Consider the following 25,107-nt stretch of genomic DNA (forward strand, 5'->3'; position numbering starts at 1 on the left):
CGTGGGAACCCATACGGATGCCTGAAAGCCTTTTCGATAATCACCGCAGAACCCGGATTGAACCGAGCATGCCGCTCTCGACCGTCACGCTCAGCCGCGTTATTTTATCGATGCGAATCGCATTTTTCGGCTGTGACGGATCGATATTGAACTCATCCCCTTCCCGCACCATAAAAGTGCCGACTCCGGCCACCTCAAGCAGAGCGATAAAATCGTCCTCATCCTGATTCAGCAAGCCCCGCAGTTTCATTTTAGGAAGGCTGCCCCCTTCGCCGGAAGGGACAAAACCAAACGCGCCCCCCCTCATCCCGGACTGTGACCCGACCGTTTCATACATCAATGTGCTGGGCGTGAACGGATCGCGAACCCATTGTTGCGCAGGATAAGCCGGCTGATTCGAAGGAGAAACGGGCGGCCGGGTGTCTGCCGCACTGTTTGCAGAGAACATCAACAAGGCACCCAACGACAAACCATGAACAAGATTTACTTTCAGCATTATTTTTTTCCTATACCTCGTTTCCACGCTCCGGCGTGGAAATACATATACTGTAAATTTAAGCATCCGTATGGGTTCCCACGCGGGAGCATGGGAACCAGGAAACCGGTCGGACTGCAGACCACCCGCTTCACCGCCGGCCCCGCCCCCTCGTTCCCACGCTCCCGCGTACCCTGAAGGGCATAAATGGGAATGCAGACCGCGGCTGAGCCGAGCACCGGTACGGGTTCCCACGCAGGAGCATGGGAACCAGAAAAAACCTAGCGCCCCCCCGACACCAGCGAAAACAACGCCTGAAAAAACGCGTAATAAACAAAACCGACCATACTGCCGATCACCAGAATCATCGCCGGCTCGATCATTGCCGACAGCCGTTTTATCGCGACTTCCATCAGCTTTTCATAATAAACGCCCAGCTCCTGCAAGACATGGTCGAGGCTGCCGGTCTTCTCGCCCACCGCGATCATCTGCAGCACCAGCGGCGGTATTTTCGGATGATCGAGACTGCGGGAAATGTCCCGCCCCTCGAGAATTTTGCTCGAGGTTTCCTGCAGTTTGTCGGCGTACACCCGGTTGCCAATCAGATTGGCGGTGATTTTCATCGAATCAAACACCGTCACCCCGCTGCGCAACAGACTCGATAACGCCCAGGTCATCTGCGCCATCGAACCGTTCACCAGCAGGCCGCCTATCACCGGCATCCGCAACAGCACATTGTCGATCCACAGGCGGCCCATGCGGGTTTGATAAAGCAGCAGCACCAGAGTGATGAACGCAATCAGGCCGCCCACAATAAACAGGCCGTTGGCGCGCACCGTGTCCGAAATATCGATCAGCATCTGAGTCGACGGCGGCAATACCCGCCCCTGCCCCAGCAAAAACTGGGCAAACTTGGGGATAATCTTGACCACCATGAACGTCGCCACGCCAATCGCCGCCAGTATCACCACGACCGGGTAAATCATGGCATTGATCATTTGCGCGCGCAGCGCCGCTTTTTTATCCAGATGAACGGCCAGCCGATCCATGATAGCGTCCAGATCGCCGGTGCTTTCGCCGGCGACGACCAGATTCACCGCCATATCCGGAAACACCGCCTTGTGCTTTTTCATGGCCGCCGACAGCGACTGCCCCGACTCGATGTCCTTCAGCATCAGGCGAATGGTTAAATTGAGCCGGCTGCTCGACAGCTGCGCCTTGGCAAGCTCCAACGCCTGAGCGACCGGCAGCCCCGCCCGCAGCATGAACGACATCTGCCGGAAGAAGAAAATCAGCGACGCGTTGCTGACCGAACGCTGGGAAGCCAACCAGTCGGAAAAATTGTCCTGCCCCAAAAAACCGGACTGCTTCCGTCCCTGCTTCAGCTCCATCACTCGCACGCCGCGCTGACGCAGGATCATCGCCGCCGCATTGATATCGTCGGCCTGCAGTTGGCCGGCGATTTCATTGCCGCCTGCATCCAGCACGGTATAGGAAAACTCCGGCATATCAGTTCAATTCCAGCAGTTCGCGCGTTTTATAAACCGCGACATCGCGCACTTCATCCAATGTCGTCAGTCCCAGCCGCACCTTGCGGCATCCGTCCTCCCACATGAATCGCAGGCGCTCGCCGGCGCCGGCTTCCAGCGCTTCCTCATCGGCACCGCGCGCCACCATGCGCGCCAGCTTTTCGTCGAACCACAAGGTCTCGAACAGGCCCAGACGCCCCCGGAATCCCGTGCCCTGACACACCGCGCAGCCGACCGGCTCGTAAATCTCGACGCTTTCATCCGCGGCTCCCAGTTCCAGCCGCTCATCCTGACTGGCGGGTCGCGGCCGGCGACAATGGGCACACAGGCGGCGCACCAGGCGCTGCGCGATCACCGCCGTCATCGTCGAACCGATCAGGAACGGCTCGCAGCCGATATCGATCAAACGCGTGACGGCGCTCACGGCGTTATTGGTATGCAGCGTGGAAAACACCATGTGCCCGGTCATCGCCGCCTTGACCGCCACGTCGGCCGTTTCATGGTCGCGGATCTCGCCCACCATCAGCACGTCGGGATCGTGACGCAGAAACGAGCGCAAGGCATCGGCGAAACTGATCTTCGGCCCCGTCTGAACCTGCGAGACACCGTCCATGACATATTCGATCGGGTTTTCCACCGTCATGATATTGATGTCCGGGCGGTTGATCTCCTGCAGCGCGGCGAACAGCGTGGTCGATTTGCCGCTTCCGGTCGGACCGGTCAGTAAAATCATGCCGTACGGTCTGTGAATGGCCTGTCTGAAACGCCGCAGATCGTCATCCATCATGCCCAGATCGGTCAGCGTCAGCCCGCTGGCTTCCTGCCCCAGCAGACGCATGGTGATGCGCTCGCCCAGGCGCGTAGGCGCCGTCGCGACCCGGATATTGAATTCCTTGTCGATGGGCGGCGACAAATGATAGGAAAAGCCGCCGTCTTGAGGCTGGCGCTGCTCGGCGATATCGAGGCCGGACAGGACTTTCACCCGCGATATCAGTGCCGCCGCCACCGAGGCATCGGCCTCGACCGGATAATCCCGCAGCCTGCCGTCCACGCGCAGGCGAACGCGCAAGCCCGCGGCTTCGGTCAGCAAATGAATATCGGACGCGCGGTTAAGATAGGCCTCGCGAATAATGGTATCCAGCAGCGCCACCAGATCGGTCTCGTTCCCGGCCGAAACCGCTTCGCCGTCGGCAGGCCCCCCTTTGCCCGCCAGCGCCTGCGCAATTTTCAGCTGCAACACGGTCAAATCCGCCATCGCCAGCGGCAACGGTTTGCCCAGCAACCTTTGTATCGAATCGATCGTGCCGCGATCGCCGGGGTCGGCGACCGCCAGCAGCGCCTGCTCGCCATCGGTCACCGGCAACAACTGTTTGCGCCGCACCAGGCTAGCAGGGATTTTTTTCAGCAGCGCCGTATCCACGGTCAAGGCGTTCAAATCGACATAGGCCACCCCGCGTTGTTCCGCCACCGCCCGATACAGCGCCGACACCGGAAAACGGTAGCGGGCCTGCACCATGCCGAGCAGCGGCAGGCGCTGGCGGCGCGCCTCCAGGCGCAAGCCCTCCAGCACCGGCCGTTCTATCAGTCCGCTACGCATGCCCGCATCGATCAACTGTTCGTCGGTTAACGCCATGACTTTCCGTCCCCTCCTACAAGGCCAGCACTAGTTCAGACATCAATGTCTGCGAATAGCCCACCGGCGCAAGCGTCGGCGTTTTTGCAATTTTCAAGCGCAGCACCGTGACTTGATACGGCAATTCGTTCAGCCCATGAATGAATTGCCGTATCGACATGTAAGAGCCTTCCAGCTCGATGCGCTGTATCGGCCGATGAAACATTGTGCCCGGCGACATTCGCTCTATCCAACTCATGGTTTCCGGCAGGATCACAGGCAGGTTCTGGCTTTCGCCGGCGGGCTTGGCTTTATTTTTTTTCTTGTTTTTTTTGGTTTTCTTGCTCGCGGCCTCGGCGGGAGCATTGCCCTGCGCCTGGATTTTCATCGTCTCATTGACCCGGATGCGCACCTGACTATCGCGGGCAAGCTGCGAAATGGCCACTATCGTTTCCTGGGAATCGAACGGTGCCAGGCGTTGCTCCATGGATTCCGCCTCAGCGCGAATCAAAGCCACCTCCTTTTCCTGTTCATCCAGTTGCGCGATCAGCTTATCGATATCCTCGAACGGCTCTTCAGGAATTTTCGCTTTCAGCAAACGCTTCTGTGTCGCTTCCGCGCTGTTGGTTAAATCGGCGATGACCTTATTGGCCGGCAGAAAGCGCAACCCGCCGTAAACGCCCGCCACGACCGCCACGATCACCAGCGCAATCAGCAGTTGCTCCCGGTTATTCAGCTTGGGCGGCCATTTCATTGCGCTTTCACCTTTTGCTGGGCCGGTGCAACGCTGTCGGCCTCAACCAGCTTGACCAGCCTCATCGACACCGCGAAGCCGTCCAGATTCAGCGGCCCCCTGCGGCTCAATACCTGGGCATCACGCACTTCCAGCTGCCACGGCGCCACCGCCTCTTTCATTTTCTGTATGAACGTCTGCGCCGCGGCTTCGGAAATCGCCCAGGCCTCGAGATTGAAATTTTCCACCTCGACCCGCTTATCCTTCAGCGCGGCAAGCGATTCCGGCGCCGCCAGCGTCGCCCTCGCGCTTTTCCCGGACTCATCGATACTGATGATAATGACCTCGCCGCTCACCGTGCTCTGCAACACGCTCAGCACGCCCTGCACCAGCGCCACCCGCTCGGGAATGGCGTTATTATAAAAATCCAGCATCGCTTCCAGCCGAACCTGATCCGCCTTTTGCCGCGCCAACGCCTGTTTACGCTGCTCGACCTGTTCGATTTGAGCCTTGATGCGTTTGGTCGCGTCATCAAGGGTTTTCCACTGCGCATCCACCTCCTGTTTATGCGCTTCTATGACATTTTTCCGCACCATCAACGAGATTTCCGCCGCCGCGACAGACACCAGCAGCAGCGCCGCCAGGGCGGCGGCACGCACTTCCAGCCGCTGCGGCAACGGCGGCAAAGGCCCGCCCTCGCGCACGCCGACACAACGGCCCTCGACGCCGAGGCCCAAAGCATGACGCGCCGCGCCGGCCATACCCGGCGTCACTTGATCATCGAGCGCCGGGTCGCCCAGTTCATTGACCTCGACCGCCAGCAGCTGCCGCAAGTCAGCCGCCAAAGCCGGCCCATCGCCCTGCCGGCTTGCCAGCCACAACGGCTCATCAGGCGCCGCTTGCATGGCATGATAACTTTCCAGGCAGCGCTCAAGCGCTGTTTTGGCCGGATCAAGGTACTGGTGCTGAACGGCGATTTGGCCCGCCTGCAAGCGCGTCGCAAACGCCAGTCCGCGCTGCGACTCCAGAACCAGCCCGGTCGATTGGCTTTTCGGCAGCAGGGTTGCGCCGCACCCGGTCAATGGATATAGCATCTTCAATTTCAGCCCCTGGCCGGCAAACACCTCCGTCCAGCGGTGCAGCAACGCCTTATTGACGCAACTGACCAGCCAGTTGAACGTACCCGGTATATCCTCCACCGGTCCCTGTCCCGCCCAACCGCATTCAATCTGCTCATCATCCGCTGTCAGCCATGCCTGCGCGGTCCGGCAGGCATTCAGCTGACTGCGCTTGATATAGCCCAGTTCCTCGGCCAAATCGCCAAAGCGGCGAGACGTAAATTTGTCCGACAATGCCAGGCCGCCGGCCTTGTTCGGTTTTCCCTGCTGCAAATCCAGCACCGCCTGAGCCTGCTCCTCGGTCATATAGCCCTGGCCGATCAGCAACTGTCCCAACGACCAGCGCGACATATGCTGCATCAGCAACGGCTCCGCTTCCCAGCGCACCAGTTCCATCATTTGCGCCACCGGCCGCGGTTTTTTCGGGTTCACCGGCAGTTCCACCAGCGCCGACAACACCGCCGGCGACAGCAACACCGCCGAACCGCCGCCTTGCCAGCCGCTGGTTTTCAGCGCCCCGACCACGTCCGCCAGCGCTTCCGCCATATCCACCTGCTCGGTTTTCGCCTGATGCAATACATCGAGCCGCGTACCGGAACGCGCCAGCACGGCTCCGCGCAGCGAAAAGCCGTCGGTTTCGCAGACCAGCAGCGGGGAGGATTTGCCGAGGGGCAGGAATTTTTTAAGCCTCATTGGATGAACCCGGCAAATGGGTACAAGGTACGCAATGCGTACCCTACGGTAGATGACTTCCCGCCGCCGGTCCGCGCCGCGCCATGCAGCGAAAAGCTACCGGTTTCGCAAGCCAGAAGCCGGCAAGACGCGTCTAAAGGCAGGCTATTGCTCTGAGTCATTTAATGATCCAATCCAGCGTGAGGTTATGGCGGGGAACCGCGGAAAAACCACGGATATTCGCTGACGTCGGCGTTGGATTATTGTCCTTATCGCAATCGCCATCAAAGATCACATAACTGTCAGGATTACCTGCCGGGACTTCATGACAAACCACGGCATACCCACGCCGCCCCATGGGTATCGCGTTTGAATCATCGAAGGAAAAGGTATTGCTTCTTTCATCGCTGACAGGAATGTCGCCGGCCGAAATAGTCAATGACGACGTTAAGCCATCATCCCCGGTTACATACTCGTCCAGTGTTGACAAGTAAACTCTCAGATTGAGATCGACATCCGAATCGGGCATGGCATTGCTGGCATTTTGATTGACGAAATTGACTGAGATACTATTGATCTGCCAATCTGAACCGACCACCAGCTGTGCGGCTGTCATGTCATCGCCACTATCGACGGGATCGAAGGTTTCACTGGCCAAACTGACGACTGCGCCGGATACAGCATAAGCCCAGCCCGAATTCTGCGCATCGGACGCATCCGAATTGCCATAGCCATCCCGAAAACGCAGCGCGCCGTTCCGTTCAGGCAAAATCTGAATATAAGGCCCGCGCCAGCCGGAAGCGATGCCGGTATCGGCATCGATATGCCATTCGGTGAGGGTTACCGTATTGTCGCAAGGCGATGAAAATGTTCTTGGATCGGTAGCCGGCGTTTTCTCAGCGCCTAACTGCAATAATTCCGCCACGCATCCCGGCAAGCGCCCCATATCGGCGACAAAGCCGCTGATTTCCGGCCCGCCGTTGACGGTACGGGTCGGATCGCCGACGATCGCCCGGCGCATCATTTCCATCCGGCGCTTGGTTTCGTCGTATTTGGCCTGGTCCTCGACGCCTTCGGTCAGCATCAGCCCGGCCGAGGCCATCAGCCCGATCAGGAACAGCACCAACAGCATTTCCAGCAGACTGAAGCCGTTCGCACACCGGCGGCGCGGTGAAAACTGCATGTTTTTCATCGCAGCAGGCACAGTACGGTATCGTCGGAGCCGGCGGGCGGCTCGCACGGGCTCGCGCCCTCGCCGTCGTAAGTGTTGTCAGGGCCGATGCTGACGATGCGCGCTTTGTCGTCATCGTCCAGGTCCACCAGAATGAAGGGGGATTGATACGGATCGGCGATGCCCCAGACATTGCCAGCGGTCAGATAGGAGATCATGCCGCTTTTGCGTTGCAGATACGGCCCATGCCAGCCGCGATGGGTATCGGGGTTCCAGTCAAAGCCAGGACCCGGCTGTGCAAACAGCATCCAGAAATTGGCCGGCGAACTGCACCAGGCGATTTTTTCGGCATCCGTATTGCCGGCTTCCGCGGGAAAATCCATGTCCGGGTTGGCGCTGGCCGGATTGTCATTGGCGGCATCCGTGCAGTCATAAATCCCCTGTCCCGGAAAATCGTTCGTGCCGCTGTCGCGGCGAAACTGGAGCAGGGCTTTGCGCAGTTCGGCCATTTCAAAACGGGTGGCGTCGTAGCGCCCCTGATCCTGCACACCTTCGTAGCCCTGCACCATGATGCCGGCGGTCACCGACAGCAAGGCGATCACGAGCAGCAGTTCGAGCAGGGTGAAGCCGGATTCATGTTTCATTCCCGCACGCCGCCGGGATTTCAGGCGCGGGCAGGGGTTCTCACGGAGGACCGTGGAAACCGGAACAAAGGAAAGGACAAACAATAAACACCTCATTTACTTGCTTGCAATGACTGGGATAAACACAGTGGCGGCACTGTGCTTAGCGCAGGCATCGTTCCGACTCGATCAGGATGAATGCGGAAGCGGGTATCTCGTTCCCACGCTCCTGCGTACCCTGAAGGGCATAAATGGGAATGCAGACTGGGCCTGATTTAAACATCGGTATGGGTTCCCACGGAGGACCGTGGGAACCAGAACACGGAAGTTTCGTAGGCTGGGTTGGAGCTTTAGCGGAAACCCGGCATAGGTGGCTCCGAAATGCTGGGTTTGGCAACCCAACCTACCTACTCAGTTCTTATGCATCTGCATTAGCTCCGGCAATCGCCTGATCAACAACATGGCCTTCCGGATCAACTACACCAATCAAGCGAGCTCTAGGCAGAATTTCTGTCGCATCAATATTTCCGTTTCCATCTGTATCCTCTCCAACCTGGAATAAAGCAATATAGCGCGCATAGTTGGTAGCCGGGTTGACATTGGCCGTGGCCGCAGTCGGAGCCTGAGCGATCGAAACGCGGCTGCCCAGTGTGGTGCCCGGTACGTCCTTACCAAAACCAGCGGCAATCACCAAATGACAATCATCATTTCCTAATGCATCATTGATCAAGTTAAGTTTATTGCTGTCAAGTTCTGTAACGCCTGCAAAATTAGTGTTGATAGCAATTGTATTTACAGTACATGTACCTTGGGCACCTGACGGAACAATTGAAAGCGCAACACCAGTCGCGGTTGCAATATCCGTATCATCATATGCGGCAAATGTTCCTGTCGCGTTGGCAGTTCCAGAGAGCTCTAATTCTGAAGCTGGAGGAGCGACGCCTTCCGCACTTTCATTGAAAGACAAGTTAGGTACAGCAGCATTAGTAAATGTTGCAGCCGCGGTTAAAGTTTGGAATTCGTCAATACCAACCGCATTTAATGACCCTGCAATCTCATCTATAATTGTGTCGTCAGAATTGATAACCAATTGTCCGAAAAACAGCTTGGTCACAGGCGCTAACAACTCCAATGCACCGGTACCGCCTGAACCATCGGCAGCGACGACACCTGTTGTATCACCATCCAAGTTAGCAAGGTTATCCCACTGGTTAGGATATCTGTTTTCTACCGCACGGAAGTTACGGATCGAGCTTTCAGCACTTATAAGGTTGTTGGCTGTTGCAGTATCCTGCGCATTTTCACCGATGCCTTCATAAGCGACCAGCGCCGCTGTCGCCAGCGTTGCCAGCAAGGTGATGACCACCAGCAATTCCAGCAACGTGAAACCGCCCTGTTTGGCTTGCAGTTTCTGTGCCTTGGCGCGCAGTGCTTCGTCTTTGAGACCGGAAAAGTCGGCAGCGCGGAATTTTTTGAGCGCTTCTTTCATTTGATTGATGTTCATTACAGTTTCTCTAATTCAATGCCGCAACTGCCTCGCGCAGCCTCTTGGTCATCTTATCTACGGATTTTGCCGATGTGACCCCATCACACTCGTTATATATTCTCGTTCCCGCGCGCCTGCGTACCCTGTTTCTCGTTCCCACGCTCCTGCGTACCCTGAAGGGCATAAATGGGAATGCAGACTGGGCCTGATTTAAACACCGGTATAGGTTCCCACGCAGGAGAGACTGTGAAAGTATTCGTTTTTTGAAATTTTCACCACAATATATTGTGCATTTGATATTTGTATATAACAGCATATAGACATTGAGGAGAAAAATTCTGAATACTTTCACAGTCTGAGGAGCGTGGGAACCAGAGCCGTAATCATCCCTGTAGCGGGCTGTCGACCACAAAGCGGTACTGCTTGCCGCAATGCAGGATGACTTCCTTCTGTCTGCGCTTGAGGATTTTGACCTCGACCCGAATGTCGCCGAAACCGTCATGCAGCAGCACTTCATCCAGCAGTTCCAGCAGCTTGTTCTTGACCGGTTCAGTTTGAGTATCGGTATGTGTCGTTTTCATTTTTCTTATTTCGCTCCAGTTCAAATTCAACCGAACAGGCCGGGTTACGACTGCGTGGGCAAATTGCCCCTACTAACTGCATTCACCCCATTGCCAGATCAAAGTCGGGTTACGGCTAAAGCCTAACCCGACCTACATAAGCCGGTTTGATTCAGTAGGTCGGGTTCGCGCAGCAACCCGACATCCCGGCCATGTGTTTCCAATCACGGCACCTGCAGCGCCAGCCGGTAGCCGCTTTGCCTGGCCTGCTTCAGCCAGTAGCCTGCCTTCTCCTGCAACTGCGGGTCGGGGCTGGCCGAATAAATCAGGTACAGCATGTATTGCCCGTGGGCATGGCCCTGCCTGGCCGCTTTCTCGAACCACTGCGCCGCCAGTTCCCTGTCCTGCTCGCCGCCCAGGCCCAGATAATAAAGCTCGCCGATCAGAGTCTGGCTGTTGGCGTCGCCCCAGCGCGCCGACCGGTGGCACCAGTCGAACGCCTTGGCGAAATTGATGCGCCGTATCTTGTCGCCGTAGCGGTAGGCGTAACAGTTCTCCGCCGCCACGTCGGCTTCCGAATCGAGGCCGAAATGCGCGCAGCCGGCGATGCTCAATAGCCCCCAGCAAGCCGCAACGCGCGGCAGCCAGCTTTTGATCAGCCCCGTCATAAATCCGAGTCCCTCAGGTTGTCCGGCGCGCAGTACTCGCCGCACAACGCGGGTTTCTGCTGTTCCGGCACCGGCAGCGACTGCAGCGACGCGTCCGGCGCGTATTTATGGTATTTCTCGGTCGGGTCATACTGCTCCCGCGTTTCGCCCTGGTTGAGCACATACGGCGTGATCAGCAGCACCATCTCCGACTTGCTGTCTTCATCGACCGTCGTGCGGAACACATTGCCGATCACCGGTATGTCGGCCAGAAACGGCACCTTGCGCCGGTTTCTGGAAAAACTGTCGCGGATCAGGCCGCCGACCGCGACCGTGTAGCCGTGCCGGGCGAAAATCTCCCCTTCCAGCTTGGCCGTGCTGACGGTGTCGATCGGCAGGTCCACGACCCGGCCGGTGCTGTCGGTGACCGGAATAAAAGCCGCGGCCTCGTTCAGCGTCGAGTTCTCCTGCTTCAGCTGGATATGGATCGAGCCGTCGCTGTTGATATGCGGCGTGATCTCCAGGGTCGTGCCGATTTCCTCCAGTTCGGTCTCCGGCGTGGTGATCGTGCGCGTGGTGTTCAGGTTGTCGATCGCATCGATCGAATAGCCGCGCACCATGACCCGCTCCTCGCCGACAAACAGCGTCGCCGGCCGGTGGTTAGACGCCACCAGCATCGGGTTGGAAACGACATTGACGCGGTTGTTCTGCTCCAGCAGTTCGATATTCGCCTTGATGTTCTGGCTGACGAATTCATACACCAGGCTGCCGCCGCCCGACAGCGCCGCCGCGCCGCCGAGAATGATCGGATTCGGGCTTTCGCCGCTGAGCTTGGTGTCCTTGAACTCGAAGTTGAACAGGGACGAAAAATCCTCGCCGACCTTGATGTCGATAATCTTCATTTCCAGCATCACCTGGGTCTGCGGACGGTCCAGTTGCTCCACCAGACTGGCGATGGATTTCAATACGGAGGCATCGCTGGTCTTGACGATCAGCAAATTGTGCTCGGTATTGATGGTGACATAGATCACCTTGTTCACGCCGGACACCGACTTCAACCGCTCGGCTTCAACCTGCCGGCCATCCTCGGACAACGCCTCGAGCTGCTCCACGGTCAGGTCGTCGGGCAGTTTCTCACGCTGTCCCGTATTGCCTCCGCCCATCCCTCGAGAGCTCCCCGCATAGCCGCGACCGCCGAGGCCGTTCATGCGGCCGCCGATGCGGTTTGCGCCGCCGCGGTTGTTGCCGAAACCGCCGGCACTTCTGCCGCCGCGATTGCCGACATTGCCGAGACCGCCGCCCATACCGGTGTTGCCGTAGGACACCTGAACCCGGTAGCCGTACAGTTCCTCGATCGCCGTCGCAATGGCGATGACATTGGGATTGCGCAGCTGAAACACGCGGATGGTATCATCCTGCCCCACCACCAGATCCTTGCCGTACTGTTCCTTGGTCATCAGCCGGAACGTGCCGTTGCCGCCGTCATCGCGCCGGTACCAGAGATCGCTGATGCGGCAGATCGCCCTGATCGCCTCCTCCAGCGTCACTTTTTTCAGGAAAATCGTGACTTCCTTCCCGCCCGCTTCCGGCGTTGCGATAATGTTGACCTGCGCATCCTCGGACAGCACCCGGATAATGTCCGTGACCCGGGAGTTTTTGAATTCCAGCTCCTGAATTTCAAAAGGCCTGGCGCCGGCCGACGCCGCAAATAGCATTAGCAACAGCATGATCATGCATAAAACCCTGCCGTGCTTTTCTTTTACAATGTTCAATAACACCTTCAGCAATCCAAAAATCCATTTTTCATACCCCTCTCGTAAAATAACCGGCTAACCCAACACCCACCTCGATCTGCTGGCTCAACCGGCTAACTACTCAATTGTCACGGCTCTGCCGGCTTAGGAACGGGAATTATAAAATTCACGTTCCTAAGCCGGTCTCATCATCCTTGAGCCGTCTGTAAAAAAACCGCGGACGCTGTCTTCTTAACGCACCGCCCCCCCATTCAGCTTAAATTATCTGGCAAGCAGTGCTTTCCAATAGCCGCCATGCGGCTTCGGATGCCCATTCACCCGCCTGCCCGGCGATGGAATTTCATTCCAGGCCTAAGAGGCGGCATAGTGTATGTCAGTGATAACTTAGCTGTCTGTAGGAAAAAATCCCGAATGTTTGCTTCCTAAATTCCCGCCCCGTTTAAAGCGCTCACTCGATATCTGAACCACTCCCGGAGAACTGGTCTTTTTTCCACGATCTTTCGTTGCCCGGCTGCCTGTTTGCGCCGACAGGTATCGACGCTTTATCCGGTTGTCAAACAGCCATCGTTTCAACTTCACCGCGATGAAGTCATGACGCGGCTATCCGGCGCAGCACCGCAGTCCGAACCGGCTGAAGCCAAGCGCCAATCGCATGCCTCGCGCCAGTACTCAGTCTGTCTTGTTCTGACGAGTAAGATTCCTCGTTGGGAACGCATACCGGGCCATACGATGAGCCCCTCTCAAGGCCCGGTATCGGTTCCCACGGGAGGACCGTGGGAACCAGGGACGCCGATCGCATGATTCGCGCTGGCCAGGGGCTCTAGCGTCGCGAAAGCCGATTGCATCATCGCGCGCAACCGGCCTGAGCACTGGTTGATCCTGGCTGCGAAAAAGCGATTCTTTGCCGGTGCTCGCAATATCCGACAGGCAAAATGTCAAATAGCTGACATCGATAATGTGAAATGGCGCGCATTATTCCAGAAATATTCATTGTTCCAATGGGAATATTTCCTTTCTTGATCATGAAATTTTCCCGGCTTGTGACGAGACAGGACGTCGTCGCCGCTCTCAAGGCCCGCCGATATCGGGGATTACATTGTTGGGATGGCGCATCTTCGGACGCCGGGCGGTCATTCGGATGCCGGCCGCTTTCTGGAAAGAACGGGAAAATTCAACGACAGCAAGTCAGCCCTGGCTGACTTGATTCACTGCCCGGATAGTGTATTTTAGCTGCGTACACGAGTTATCCCAGGCAAGCTGTCTAGCCGTGGCGGATGGCTTGTCCTGACGGAGTTGATCCTACGTAGCGCGGAAACAGCAGCCGAGTTTAGGTTCTCTGCCACCGGATTGATTAAGGTTAGTCACGATGATTGCGGGAGATAAAACTGATGGGCATCAAAACAAAACTTATCGTAGGCTTCGTGCTGCTGGAGATCACCGACTTCCTGCCGCTGCCGACGACCACGATGGTCGCCGTTTACATTATTCTGAAAAAGCCCCGCTGGTTTAAAAACATGATCATGGAGCTTTATAGCGAGGAGGAGGACCGGTCGGACAAGCCTGATTAGGAACGGCAGGCGGCGCAGTCAAGCGCATCGCCCGCGAACGATGCGCTTGAACAAGGGAATTATTTACGACCCAATCCTTAATCGTTTTCCTCGTTCCCACGCTCCCGCGTACCCTGAAGGGCATAAATGGGAACGCAGACTGCGGCTGAATTGAGCACCGGTATGGGTTCCCACGCAGGAGCATGGAAACCAGAAAATATCTTTAATCGTTTTCCTTGCCGATCTGGTAATACTCCTTCTGATTGTCCTCGACGATTTTCCCGGTGGCGGCGTCCACTTCCAGCTTGATTTCGCCCTTGTCGGTCATGATATCGAACTCGTAAGAGGCATCGCCGTTAGACTCGATTTCGTACTCGACTTCCACGACTTCGCCCGGATGCGCTTTCAAAGCGATGTCCTTGGCTTGCTCCAGGCTGATCTTGGCCTTTTGCTTGAACAGCTGAGCGTCGGCATTTTCGACTTCCTGCTCTTCCTCGGTGATTTTGCCCTTGTTGGCGTCGCATTCCAGTTCCCAGGTCTTGCCGTCCTTGCCAAGGATTTCGAATTCGTAAGTGGGAACGCCACGCTCGTCTTTGAGTTCGAGTTTGACGACTTCGCCGTCGCGTTGCGCCAGGGCCGCTTTCATGCAGGTTTCCATGCTGACCTTGGTTTTCGGCAGTTCGATGTCGGCCATAGCCGGCGCACAAGCCGCAAGCGCAATGTTGGCCCAGAGGATGCTTTGAATTTTGTTCATGTTACTTCTCCTGATAACTTGAATGACAATACTGCCCTGACCGGGCAGGGAAGTCATATATATGCCTTAAATCGATGGCGGTCAATTCCAGTAGCTGTGTTTCAGCTATTCAGCGCCGCTTCTTGAGCCGAAACCTGACTATCTGAGTGGCCTGCTGTTCGACGGCGCGGCCATCCCTGAAAGCGGGCTTGAACCGCCATTGCCGGATCGCTTCGAGCGCGGCTCGATCAAATATGTTTTTAGGATTGGCAGCCACGACGCGGGCATCGCTGACGGTGCCGGCAGGGCTTACGCTAATGTCGATCTCCACCCAGCCTTCAATGCCCCGGGCCGCGGCTCTGGACGGATAGCGCGGTTCTACCCGGGACAATACCACCAGATTCCGGCCGCCCGTGCCGCCTGAGGCTTCCTGTTCCGCCCCGGGCTCCGGTGTCTTTTCCAGATTCCACTGGCCGGGCGGCACCGTCAGGCGCGAGTCAGCCCCGGGCACGGGAGCGAACGGGGCGCCCGTGCCCTGTTCCGGTATATCGATCCTGGGGGCGGGCGCGCCCGGCGCTGTCGGCTTGGATTTGCCGGCTTTTTTCGGCGCCTCGGGGCGGGGCGGCCGTTTCGGGCTTGGCTTGTCAGCGGGCTTGGGAGCAGGCTTGGCGGGTTTGGCGGCCGGACGTTCAGGCTCAGGCGGTTGTTCGGGCGCGGCATCGACTACCGTTTTGGGGGCGGGTTCGGGTTCCTCGGCCTTGGGCGCGATGCGGATGAAGTCGATCGGTTGCGGTTTCGGCGCGGCAGCCTGCTCGGTCTCCCGCCGGCTAATCAATGCACCGATCAGTAACAGCAAGGCCAGATTGATAGCCACGGCGGCGGTAAAGGCCGCCGACAGGACCCGGAGCGGATGGCCCGGTCTGCCGGTGTCCTCCGTGTTCATGGAAAGTCCGGGGCCGCGCTGGCCGCAACCGAAATGTTCACGAATCCGGCAAGACGCAGCTGGTCCATGACCTTGACCAGCAGGCCGGTGCTGGCCTTGGTATCGGCCAGGATGATGGCGGACCGGGCGGGACCCGCCAGCCCCAGTTGTTCGATGCGGGTGCGCAGCAGGCGAATGTCCACGGCGGCGTCGTTCAGCCAGATCTGCTCGTCGACAGCAATCGTGACGATCACGTCGGCATTCTGCGCGGGCGTCGCGGTCGCGGCCTTCGGACGCTGGACCGCCACCGCCGATTCCCGGATGAACGAGGTCGTCACCAGGAAAAAGATCAGCAGGATGAATACCATGTCGATAAGCGGCGTCAGGTTGATCGTATCGCCGCTTTCCTCGCCGCCGTCTGTGCGCCGGTTGAACAGCCCCCCTCTTTTCATGATTGCCTCAGGTGCTCGGCAAAGCGGCGCTGGCCGGTCCGGGCGCGCCGGTTGAGATCATAGCCCACTCCCACGCCGAACAGCCCCATCACCAGACCGGCCAGGGTGGTGATCAGTGCCCGGGAGACGCCGCGCGCGACGATCCGCGTCTCGGCGGTGCCGAATACGCGGATCAGATCGAAGGTTTCGACGATACCGGTCACCGTGCCCAACAGGCCCAGCATCGGCAGTATGCCGGAGAGGGTCTTGATCAGGCGCAGATGGCGATGCAATGCCAGGGCCATTTCAGCCTTCTCTATCGGCAGATCGGCGCAAGGGCGGCGGGCCGGCGCGCCGCGTTCGATAAGCAAGGGAAAAACCCGGATCAGGAACCAGTAGCGCTCCAGAATCAATGTCCACAGCCATACCGAGACGGCCAGCAACGGCCACATCACCGGTCCGCCCAGCGCCATCAGTTCCTCTATGTGTTGCTCGGCCTGCTGCAGAAAAACCGTGACCGTCTCGAAGACCTGCGCCTTCATCGCGTCATGCCTCCCGATTCTGCGTCGGGCGCTCCGCCGCCGTGGCGGCATGGCGATGCTCGAGCCGCTGGGCCAGCGCTGCGGCGGCATGCGCCTCCAGCAGGCTGGCGAGCGTTTGGCTCTTGCTGGTCAGCAGACTGTGCAGCAGCAGAACCGGGATGGCGGCCACCAGTCCCGCCACGGTGGTGACCAGCGCTTCCGAAATGCCGCCCGACATCAGCTTCGGATCGCCCGAGTCATGCAAGGCAATGGCCTGGAAGGTTTCGATCATGCCGGTCACCGTGCCTAGCAGCCCCAGCATCGGCGCAATGGCGGCCACCAGCTTCAGGAAAGCCAGGGCACGTCCCAGTTTCGCCTGCTCGCCGGTCAGCGCTTCCTCCACGGTCAGGTAGAGAGCCTCCTCGTCGTTCATCGTTGACTGTTGCAGCCGGGAAAGCACCCGTCCCAAGGGATTGTCGAGCCGAAGCTCGGATGACTGCAACTGTCTGCGGATGCGCTTGTCGACCATGGCCAGTTCCACGAAGCGGTAGCCGCTGAGTGCGTAGGCAAACGCGGCCAGTCCCAGGATCAGATAGCCGACCATACCGCCCTGCGCCAGCCGTTCGCGCGGATTGGGGATTTGCACCAGTAATTGCAGGGTCTGGCCCGCGGAAGGGTCGATGGCCACCGGCGCCAGCGAATTTGCATCCGCCTGCTCGAAATCGCGCGCCAGACCGAGCAGGCGCGAGGCCGGCTGCCGCGTTAATTCAACCAACCGGTCCACTTCGGGCGCATACACCAGATAACGCCCGCCAGCGATAAAGCTGAATCCGCCGAGGCGCAGCACTTCTTGCTCGGATGCCTGGCCATCGGGTGCGTAGACCGGCGCCCGGAAGGTCGAGATGCGTCCCGCGGCATCGAGCTGCGTCCGCACGCTGGCGAACAGCTGGGCCAGTTCCTCCGCTTCGGGCCTGTGCCGCTCATCGGCAAGCCGGTCGATCAATTGCCGCTGGCTATCGGCATCGCCCGCCAGCAAGGTTTGCTGGTAATACGGCTTGAGCTGCGCGGCGCTTTCCCGGACCGTCATGAACAAACCTTCCCTGGCCGCCAGCGCCGTCTCCAATTGGACCTCCACTTCTGCCGGCGGCAGCTGCGCCGGCTGTTCATTTTCCGCTGTTGCCGGTACCTTGGGCACGGCCAGGCCAGCCTGAGCATCGAATCCGGTCTTGCTTGCCGGCAATGGCAGCACGATCAGTTGCGGCGGCTCCAGTTTGCGGGCCGTGCGCAGGCCCTGGGCGACGGCTTCGTTGCCCTCGCCGGACAGCCGCTGCCACTGCCGCGTGTCCTCGCGCCAGATGCCCGACTCGTAGCCATCCAGGGTCTGGTAATAGAGCGCGAGCCGGCCGATGCTGAGAAAATCCACCAGCCGTTCCTCTTCGCCGCTTTTAAGCAGGCCGCGGTAGGCATCGACGGTCTTCGCGTAATCGAGCTCGACCCGGTAGGCTTCCATGACCCGTCTGAATTGCTCCGCCAGGTCGGCATTGGTGTCGCGCAGCAGCTTTTCCAATCGCCCGATGCGCCCGCGCCGCTCTTCGGTCAGGAATGGCGGCCCGTTTTCGATGCCCTGCTTTAAGGCCGTAACGGCACTGTTGAGGAGGCTGCGAACCTGGGGTTCCAGCTGAGTGAGGGTTTGAAGCAGGCGCGCCTTGTCGGCGGCCTCCGCGGGCACCGTCGCTGCCTGGCTGGTTGCCTGTGCATCGGTCTCCGGTGGCGGCGCCGCATGCGTCGGCGGCGGGGTGAAAGCCAACAGTAAGGCGGCAAGGAAGGGTCCAATCAGGCGGATAGGAAACATAGCAAGCATTGGAATAGGCAAATTATGTCTCGGCTTGATGTTGAATTGAGCGGAGACTATCGCATTAAGCGCCCATGCAAAGCAATGGGAAAAGCTCCTTAATGCGACGCCTCGCCTGTTATCCGGACCCGACATATCCTGGATGGATGGATCGGCTCGGGGTGACGGGATTGCGCCCGTCACCTCTGCCACACCACCGGACATGCGGTTTTCCGCATCCGGCGGTTGAATCCAACGGCTTAGGCCGTTGATAGTTCTGATGGTACACATAACCCATATTGTCTCAACGTGGCATTACTCAACGCTCTGTGTAGTGCTGGGCTTTTCGCTATTCGCCAAGCTCCGCGTGTACTGTTCGCGGTTTCTTGTTGCCTTGGTGTCGCACCTAATCGGCGCAAAGCCTTCAGTCGCCCCTTTTTGTTATGCCAGCGTAACCAGAAACATTTTCGCATATGACGGCGCGTCCAGCCTTCCCATTTCAGGAGATGTTGGCGGTCGGTAGTGAGTTTGAAATAATTCCACCAACCTACAACGTATTGCCGCCACTGCTCAACCAACTCGTTACTGGTCAAGCTTTGCCGAGCATCCCAGAGTTCGCGTACTTTGGCTTTATAGCGGTCGATACTTTTTGGGCTAGTCGCGATTTCGTGTGTTTCCGTTATTCTAAAACCAAGAAACTGACTATCCCAAGGTCGCCCCGTTCCGCTTTTGTTTTGGTTGACGGTCAGGCTTAAGTGCTTTTCTACCCATAACGTCAGACTTTTCAAGACTCGTTGCGCACTGCGTTCGCTACTCACATAGAGGGTAATATCGTCTGCGTAGCGGCAAAAACTCAGTTCTCGCTTTTCCAGTTCTTTGTCCAATTTGTCCAGGTAAATATTTGCAAGCAAGGGACTCAACGGGCTACCTTGCGGAACTCCTTTATACCGTCGTTCTACTTTTCCGTCTTTCACTACACCCGCTTTCAGATACGCTCTTATCAGGCCTAACACTTGGCGGTCTGATATTTTCCGGCTGATTTGATGCAGTAAAATATCGTGATTCACTTCATCGAAGAACGCCTTGATGTCGATGTCCACTACCCAACTTTTACCCTGCTGAACAAAATTTCGAGCTTGTTTCACGGCATCCTGCGCGCTGCGATAAGGGCGATAGCCATAGCTATATTGACTAAACCCGCTGTCGAACTTTATCGTTAAGATTTGTTGCATCGCTTGCTGTATGACTCGATCTTGCACCGTCGGTATCCCCAGCACGCGCTCGCCTCCATTCGGTTTTGGAATGGTCACCGCTTTCACGGGACTCGGGACATAACTTCCCTTTCTTAACTTGGCTTCTATTGCTTCCCAGTGCTGCTCTAAATGCTGCTCAGTCTCTGCAATGCTTCGCCCGTCTATTCCTGCTGCGCCTTTATTGCGCTTTACCGCGTCAAACGCTTCTTGCAGGGTTAGCCAGTTGAACATGGCATCCATCAGTAACTCTTCTGTCATTTTCTCTTTCGCCTTTTACCGCTAATCGTAGCTTGCATCCCACGCGATCTTGTTCGTTAAAGAATCCACTTTACTAGTTGATTTCCCGCCAAGGGGGTGGTTGCCGCAGTTGCAACGCCCGCTTGTTTCAGAATACTATGCGCGTCCGATTAGCCTCGTTGGGTTTAATGAACTTGATTCTTCAGCCCTTCGCTCCATGCCCATTACAGGCACTTCCTCACTACTACGGCCTCTGCTGACTTCTCCCAAACTCTCATTTAGGAGATCTCCCCAGGTAAGGTGCCTAAACTGTCTGCCCGTGCCGCCAAGCTCTACTTGATGTGTCTTTCGGTAACGGTTGGATTTCGTGTTTCCTAGCACACTCATCGCCCACATCCGGCCTCTCTGCTTGTTCGTGTTCCTACGGTCGTGCATTTGCTATCCGCTTCTTTCAGGCTGGCCTCGCGGCTTCCCCCTTGCGGTTTCGCTACGGTTGTCGTTACTACTTCCGGTTACCTCCTTTCAGGTAACTAGTTTTGGCCCATGCTGGGCACACTAGGGTACGCACCGCGTACCTTCTGAAGGACTAATTCATCTGAACCGTTTGAAAAATGGTACGAGACTGTGAAAGTATTCGTTTTTTGAAATTTTCACCACAATATGTTGTGTGTTTGATATTTTTATATGACAGCATATAGACATTGAAGAGAAAAATGCTGAATACTTTCACAGTCTGGTACGCGATGCGTACCCTACACTTTGTTTTTCTTCGTGCGCTTCGTGTTTTTCGTGGTTAATTAATGATTCGCTGACATTCCATTGAACGGGCGAACTTTCTGCTTAAGCCTACGGGGGTCGAATACCCTAAAGGGCACAGGCAAATTCGACCCTAAGAATGCGTACGAGGCTGTGAAGTATTCATTTTTTAACCTGACAGGGATCATACCCGCCCCTACTCCTATTCATCGACATCAAGCGCCATGGCATATGCCGAGGAATAAAGCCGGGCTTATCCTACGCTTGCCGGAGAACCTGAAAGGCTTACTTTTCCAGTTTTTGCTTAAGACCGGTCAGGCCGTTTTTGAAAAATTCGTTCATCGCCTTGACGGCCGCTTCGTCATTGAGTTTCTCGGGCGGCGTGTTGCCGGTGTCGCCGCGGTAGAAACGGCTTTTCAGGGTGACTATGCTGCTGTCGGCCGTTTCTCCCGGCGTTACCTGAAGCGCGATGGAGTAGGAGCTGGTCGGAAACGCCTGCACGTTTTCGGTTTTCAGACGATAGCTGTATTCGTGGTCCTTGTCGCTGTAAAAATCCAGCTCTTCCACGATCTGGCCGTCGTTTTGCAGGGTGAGCGTGCGCACGCCGCCGGACTCGTGTTTGCCGTCGCCGGTGCTATCCTTGACGTCGGGATGCCAACTCGAAATGCCGTCGAATTGCTTGACCGCATCCCAGACCGTATCGACCGGGGCGTTGATTTCCAGGCTTTCCTTGGCTTTTTGCGGGGTCGGCCCGTGCGCCAGGGACAGCGCGGGGAATAACAGAAAAACGAGTAATGCTGCGGGTGTAAACTTCATATCAATACTATGCCTTGTTCGTTCAAAAGGGCATAGTATTGATGAATTCCAGAGAAAGGCATCGGGCAATTTTCCCGCTATCGGCAGGGACAATTCCTTTTTTCCGCCGGCGCTCAGGTGCGCACGTCCTCCCGCCCGGCCGGTTTATCCATGCCCCTGAACACCGAACAGCGCTTGAACACGTCCAGGTTCGGCGCCGCCCGTTTTTGCTGGCAGAACTTGGCGGCCAGCTTGGTCAGGCCCTTGATCTCCCGGCCGGTCGCGTGCGGGAAGATATCGGCCAGCTGCTCGATCAGATCCGGCTCGACGGCCAGTTCGAACTGCTCGGTCATGACCTGCCAGATCTTGACCCGGTCCTCGCGTTCCGGCGGATAATAGCGGATCAGCGCGATACAGCGGGAAATGATCGCTTCGTCGATGTCGTCGATGCGGTTGGTGGTCAGAAACAGCAGGCCGTTGAAATATTCCAGCACGCGCAGGAACACGCCGACCACGGCATTGGAAGCCAGGCTGTCGTTGCGGCGGCGGATGTAGACATCGGCCTCGTCGATCAGCATCACGGCGCCCCAGCGCTGCGCGCGGATCAGGGTATCCTTGAGCTCTTTTTCCATTTCTGCGACGTTCAGGCCGAGTTGTCCGGAATGCACGCGGTACAGCGGCCGCTGGATGATTTCCGAATACACCTCGGCGGTCAGCGTCTTGCCGACCCCGGCGGGACCCGCGCAGAGTACCGTCGTGCCGCCGGATTTGCCTGCCACGATATCATCCATCAGCACATCCATTTCCGCGGTCAGGATGTCGATCAGATCGGTCTGCTCGGGCGGCAGAATCAGCTTCTGCTTCAGTTCCGGCTGGTAGCGGTAGGGCTGCATATGGTCGACGTGCACCCAGACGTGATGATGCAGTTCCAGGTGAAACATCAGCATGTAGCCGTGCACCGGCAGTTCCGTGAACAGGCCCTTGGGGATGGCGGCCTTGGAGGCTTCCGCCTGCTGTTCCACCTTGCTGTCGTAGCGCGTGCTTTTGCCGGCCCGGCGCAGAAAGCCGCCCAGGATATCGCCTGAAGCCTCCAGCGTCAGGGCGCGATCGCTGATAATGTTTTCGTCGTTGACCAGCCGGGTGCTGCCGCCGCCCGAGGACAGTACGACGACGTTCTTGCGGGTCCAGTCGTTGCTGCGGTGATTGGCGGTCGGGTCCTCGGCATAAATGCCCGTGCCCGTGGCCGAGAACTGTTCGCCGTAGCGCGCCCGCCAGTCGAAATAGCGCCCGGCGGATTCGTCGTAGGCGGCGATCAGTTCCGGCGTTTCCTTCAGATAGCCCTTCATGGCAAGGATTTCGCTGATCGACTGCCCTTCAATGTCTTTCTCCCGAATGATCAGGGTCTCGATGGCGATTTTGCCGCGCGAGTTGGCTTTCAGTTCGATCAGTATCCGCCCGGCCTCTTCCTCGCCGGGCGGCGTATAGTCCAGCCGGGTGATCAGGTAGGCCGAGGTTTTGCCGGAGACGCTGACGCGGAACAACCAGCCGCGCAGCGCATCCTCGACCAGATAGCCGGCAATCGCCGGCACCAGCTTTTCCAGGTCCTCGGCTGAATACTTCTGACTGTCGTCATTGAGCGCTTTTTGCAGCGTGGCGATCATCGCCGCCTGGCTGAGCATGTCGGGGCCGGCCTGCTGATAGAGATTTTTAAGATAGCCGAGCTCGGAACTGGACAGCCGGTTAAAAGGCACTTCCGCCTTATTGCCAAAGCGCAGCTGGTCCTTGAGCGGCGTCAATCCCGGAAACTCCGCCACCATCGCATTAACATAGGTTCTTTCAATCTGCAGTTTCATTTTCTGTTGCCTCTTTAACCGTGTGTAGGCTGAGTCGATAAGCCCAGCATTTCGAAGCTTCCTAATGCCGGGTTTTTCCTCGTTCACACGCTCCCGCGTGAACGCATACCGGGCTTGCATACGACGTGCCGCTCTTACAGTCCGGTATCGGTTCCCACGGAGGACCGTGGGAACCAGGTAATGAAGCCGGGTTGATCACCCCCAACCTGCGACTGACGTTATCCTGCCGCTGTGGCTGGCTGTAAAACGCCATGCCCGGCTGTTCTTCATATTCCTCGTTCCCACGCTCCCGCGTACCCTGAAGGGCATAAATGGGAACGCATACCGGGCTTGCATACGACGTGCCGCTCTTACAGTCCGGTATCGGTTCCCACGGAGGACCGTGGGAACCAGATAATGATGCCGGGTTGATCACCCCAGCCTGCGGCTGATGTTGTCCTGCTGCTGCGGCTGGCTGTAAAACGCCATGCCCGGCTGTTCTTCATATGGGTTTTGCACCAGTTTCAGCAATCTTTCCAGTTCGGTGAAGTCGCCTTTTTCGGCTTTTTGCTCAACCTGATACAGCAAATGCGCGCGCAGGACATAGCAGGGATTGACGCGGTTCATACGGTCCCGGCGCTCGTTCGGCGGCGCCTTTTCCAGGCTCAGGCGGTCCTGATAGCAGGCCAGCCAGTTTCGCAGCGGAGCGGAATACGTCAAGCCGCGCCCCGGTTCGAAGCGGGCAAGTTCGCGGAAAAAACCGGCATAATCGGCGCCCGATAGCGCCAGTGCCGACAACAGGCTGTTCACCAGATCGATGTCGTCCGGATGTTGCGTTTGCAGACCCAGTTTCGCCCGCATGGCTTGCAGATAATGCTGCTGATAGGTTTGCCGGTACAGGCGCAGCAAGCTGGCGGGAATGGTCGGCGAGGGCAGCAGCGAAGTAAACGCCTGGGCCAGCGCCAGACAGTTCCAGCGGCCGATGTCGGGCTGCTGATCATACTGATACCGGCGCTGGTCGTCGGACGGATTCGGCGAGAATCCGGGATCATACGTCTCCATGAAACCGAACGGACCCAGGTCCAGCGTTTCGCCGCTCAAAGTCATGTTGTCGGTATTCATGACCCCGTGCACGAAGCCCGCGCTTTGCCAGCCGGCGATCAGGCGGGCCGTTCGCCCGATGACTGTTTCCAGAAACCTCAGCGGCCATTTTTCCGCCGCTTCATCAAGCAATTCGGGGAAATGCTGTTCGATGACAAAGACAAACAATTCGCGCAGGTCATCGATCTCATCGCGGTGATGAAAGTATTCGAAATGGCCGAAACGGACATGCGACCGGGCCATTCTGACCAGAATGGCGGCGGTCTCGCTGCGGTCCCGCCGTATTTCAGTGCGGCTGCCGAGCAGGCAGAGCGCCCGCGTGCTGGGAATGCCAAGCGCTGCCAGCGCCTCGCCGGCCAGGTACTCCCGGATCGCGGCGCCGAGCGGGTAGCGGCCGTCCAGCGTGCGCGAATAAGGCGTCAGCCCCGCGCCTTTCAGCTGGATTTCGTAAGTCTCGCCGTTTGCGCCCAGCGTCCCGCCCAGGGTAATGGCGCGGCCGTCGCCCAGCCGCGAGGTGAAAATGCCGAACTGATGCCCGGCGTAAACCGTGGCGATCGGCTGCATGCCGGGTAGCGGTTCATCGCCGTTAAAACAGCGCAGTGCCGTTTCAGTGCCTAAGTCTTCGGCGTTCAATCCCAATAGCCGCGCCGCCTGCTCATTGCAATGCACGAAATAGGGCCCGGCCAGCGGCGTCGGGTCGACCCGCTGGTAGAACGACGGCGACCGTTGCAGCCAGAGGTTGGTCCATGGCAGCGTATTCATTGCCAT

The 25,107-nt window shown here is 57.8% G+C and carries 21 protein-coding genes; 1 reads left to right on the forward strand and 20 read right to left on the reverse strand.

Features of this window, described 5'->3' with window-relative positions; translation table 11 throughout:
* Positions 1–40: 40 nt before the first annotated feature.
* The 11 genes from METMA_RS24005 to METMA_RS24020 all read right to left on the reverse strand — a co-directional run bounded on the left by METMA_RS24005 (position 41) and on the right by METMA_RS24020 (position 12,398).
* Positions 41–496 (reverse strand): hypothetical protein, encoded by a 456-nt coding sequence (locus tag METMA_RS24005; protein ID WP_020158050.1) that lies wholly within the window; start codon positions 494–496, stop codon positions 41–43.
* Positions 497–756: 260 nt separating this feature from the next.
* Positions 757–1,983, reverse strand: coding sequence for a type II secretion system F family protein (locus METMA_RS0105400; RefSeq protein WP_020158051.1), 1,227 nt, complete (start codon positions 1,981–1,983; stop codon positions 757–759).
* Position 1,984: 1 nt separating this feature from the next.
* Entirely contained in the window at positions 1,985–3,637 is a 1,653-nt protein-coding gene (locus METMA_RS0105405; RefSeq protein ID WP_020158052.1) for a GspE/PulE family protein, read from the reverse strand.
* 16 nt (positions 3,638–3,653) lie between these two features.
* Positions 3,654–4,370 (reverse strand): hypothetical protein, encoded by a 717-nt coding sequence (locus METMA_RS0105410; RefSeq protein WP_020158053.1) that lies wholly within the window; start codon positions 4,368–4,370, stop codon positions 3,654–3,656.
* A complete protein-coding gene (locus tag METMA_RS0105415; protein WP_020158054.1) occupies positions 4,367–6,160 on the reverse strand; it encodes a hypothetical protein in 1,794 nt (597 codons plus the stop codon). Before METMA_RS0105415 ends, METMA_RS0105410 begins: the two co-directional genes overlap by 4 nt.
* A 157-nt stretch (positions 6,161–6,317) precedes the next feature.
* Positions 6,318–7,322 (reverse strand): prepilin-type N-terminal cleavage/methylation domain-containing protein, encoded by a 1,005-nt coding sequence (locus tag METMA_RS0105420; protein WP_198014468.1) that lies wholly within the window; start codon positions 7,320–7,322, stop codon positions 6,318–6,320.
* Between the two features lie 5 nt (positions 7,323–7,327).
* Positions 7,328–7,954 carry a prepilin-type N-terminal cleavage/methylation domain-containing protein gene (locus tag METMA_RS25700; RefSeq protein WP_020158056.1) on the reverse strand — a complete coding sequence of 209 codons (627 nt, stop codon included), beginning with the start codon at positions 7,952–7,954 and terminating at the stop codon, positions 7,328–7,330.
* A gap of 397 nt (positions 7,955–8,351) precedes the next feature.
* Positions 8,352–9,437: a type II secretion system protein gene (locus METMA_RS0105435; RefSeq protein WP_020158058.1), complete on the reverse strand. Its 1,086-nt coding sequence runs from the start codon at positions 9,435–9,437 to the stop codon at positions 8,352–8,354.
* 365 nt (positions 9,438–9,802) lie between these two features.
* Entirely contained in the window at positions 9,803–10,000 is a 198-nt protein-coding gene (locus METMA_RS0105440) for a hypothetical protein (RefSeq protein WP_020158059.1), read from the reverse strand.
* A gap of 203 nt (positions 10,001–10,203) precedes the next feature.
* Positions 10,204–10,647: a tetratricopeptide repeat protein gene (locus tag METMA_RS24015; protein ID WP_020158060.1), complete on the reverse strand. Its 444-nt coding sequence runs from the start codon at positions 10,645–10,647 to the stop codon at positions 10,204–10,206.
* Positions 10,644–12,398, reverse strand: coding sequence for a type II secretion system protein GspD (locus METMA_RS24020; RefSeq protein ID WP_156830458.1), 1,755 nt, complete (start codon positions 12,396–12,398; stop codon positions 10,644–10,646). The genes METMA_RS24015 and METMA_RS24020 overlap by 4 nt, the downstream gene beginning before the upstream one ends.
* A gap of 1,370 nt (positions 12,399–13,768) precedes the next feature.
* Here METMA_RS24020 and METMA_RS0105460 point away from each other — a divergent pair.
* The gene (locus tag METMA_RS0105460; protein ID WP_020158063.1) at positions 13,769–13,948 is read left to right on the forward strand and encodes a hypothetical protein; all 180 of its coding nucleotides are present in this window, start codon (positions 13,769–13,771) and stop codon (positions 13,946–13,948) included.
* A gap of 202 nt (positions 13,949–14,150) precedes the next feature.
* On the opposite strand, the gene METMA_RS0105465 is transcribed toward METMA_RS0105460, so the two are convergent.
* The 9 genes from METMA_RS0105465 to METMA_RS24030 all read right to left on the reverse strand — a co-directional run bounded on the left by METMA_RS0105465 (position 14,151) and on the right by METMA_RS24030 (position 25,101).
* Entirely contained in the window at positions 14,151–14,681 is a 531-nt protein-coding gene (locus METMA_RS0105465) for a PepSY domain-containing protein (RefSeq protein ID WP_020158064.1), read from the reverse strand.
* Positions 14,682–14,790: 109 nt separating this feature from the next.
* Positions 14,791–15,603 carry an energy transducer TonB gene (locus METMA_RS0105470; RefSeq protein WP_020158065.1) on the reverse strand — a complete coding sequence of 271 codons (813 nt, stop codon included), beginning with the start codon at positions 15,601–15,603 and terminating at the stop codon, positions 14,791–14,793.
* On the reverse strand, positions 15,600–16,034 hold the full coding sequence (locus tag METMA_RS0105475) for an ExbD/TolR family protein (protein WP_020158066.1): 435 nt from the start codon (positions 16,032–16,034) through the stop codon (positions 15,600–15,602). The genes METMA_RS0105470 and METMA_RS0105475 overlap by 4 nt, the downstream gene beginning before the upstream one ends.
* Complete coding sequence (locus tag METMA_RS0105480; protein ID WP_020158067.1) at positions 16,031–16,555, reverse strand: MotA/TolQ/ExbB proton channel family protein; 525 nt, start codon at positions 16,553–16,555, stop codon at positions 16,031–16,033. Before METMA_RS0105480 ends, METMA_RS0105475 begins: the two co-directional genes overlap by 4 nt.
* Before the next feature lie 4 nt (positions 16,556–16,559).
* Entirely contained in the window at positions 16,560–18,395 is a 1,836-nt protein-coding gene (locus tag METMA_RS27745; RefSeq protein ID WP_232216326.1) for a DUF3450 family protein, read from the reverse strand.
* Between the two features lie 230 nt (positions 18,396–18,625).
* Positions 18,626–19,876, reverse strand: a complete 1,251-nt coding sequence (ltrA, locus tag METMA_RS0105490; protein WP_020158069.1) for a group II intron reverse transcriptase/maturase — start codon at positions 19,874–19,876, stop codon at positions 18,626–18,628.
* A 1,020-nt stretch (positions 19,877–20,896) separates the two neighbouring features.
* Positions 20,897–21,427, reverse strand: a complete 531-nt coding sequence (locus tag METMA_RS0105495; RefSeq protein ID WP_020158070.1) for an SRPBCC family protein — start codon at positions 21,425–21,427, stop codon at positions 20,897–20,899.
* Positions 21,428–21,540: 113 nt separating this feature from the next.
* On the reverse strand, positions 21,541–23,259 hold the full coding sequence (locus METMA_RS0105500) for an AAA family ATPase (RefSeq protein WP_020158071.1): 1,719 nt from the start codon (positions 23,257–23,259) through the stop codon (positions 21,541–21,543).
* 411 nt (positions 23,260–23,670) lie between these two features.
* The gene (locus METMA_RS24030; RefSeq protein WP_020158072.1) at positions 23,671–25,101 is read right to left on the reverse strand and encodes a protein adenylyltransferase SelO; all 1,431 of its coding nucleotides are present in this window, start codon (positions 25,099–25,101) and stop codon (positions 23,671–23,673) included.
* Positions 25,102–25,107 lie beyond the last annotated feature (6 nt).

The organism is Methylobacter marinus A45 (genome assembly GCF_000383855.1).
Taxonomy (GTDB): Bacteria; Pseudomonadota; Gammaproteobacteria; order Methylococcales; family Methylomonadaceae; genus Methylobacter; species Methylobacter marinus.